Source organism: Halobacillus litoralis (assembly GCF_009856445.1).
GTDB lineage: Bacteria > Bacillota > Bacilli > Bacillales > Halobacillaceae > Halobacillus > Halobacillus litoralis.
In genome coordinates, this window is the sequence record NZ_WMFA01000047.1 from 1 (window position 1) to 520 (window position 520).

The 520-nt window shown below is 49.0% G+C and carries 1 protein-coding gene; it reads right to left on the bottom strand.

Annotated elements, in window-relative coordinates; all coding sequences use genetic code 11:
- Positions 1-110: 110 nt before the first annotated feature.
- On the bottom strand, positions 111-520 hold a 410-nt coding region (locus GLW00_RS20385), incomplete at its 5' end, for a phosphotransferase family protein (protein ID WP_160917095.1).

A 520-nucleotide genomic window follows, 5' to 3' on the forward strand; every position in this document is an offset into this window, starting at 1 on the left:
GTTTTGGACGATACTTCTCCCCCTGCACTGTTTTCAACGGATACGAACGTACGGTTATGGTAGTTGATCATTGCAATCCCTCCTTCGAATTGTACCGCTCTTTCCTCCGATTACCGATATCCGGCCATTCCACTTTCAAATGCCTCGGCATCTCCATGATCCAACCCATGAAGAGCTTCTTTCAGAGCGAACGTCTGCTTATAAAAAAGGGCCCGCCCAAACAAACGCTCCCCTTCCGGATACTGAGATAAGCCTTCCTTAACAAAGGCTTCGCCGTAGCCGGCCAGAAGACCTGCAAAGTCATAAGCTGGATCGCCGATGCCTGCTTCTCCGAAGTCAATGACCCCGGTAATGCGCTCTTCTTTTCTGTCCCAAAGCAAATTGGACGGACCGAAATCCCCATGGATAAGTGTCGTCGAAAACGTAAAAGCTTCTTTCTCAAAAAAGCGTTCAAAGGTGTCATTCACATGACGACGGGCCATGGGGGTCATATAAGGGAACAATTGACCCCGGATACGAT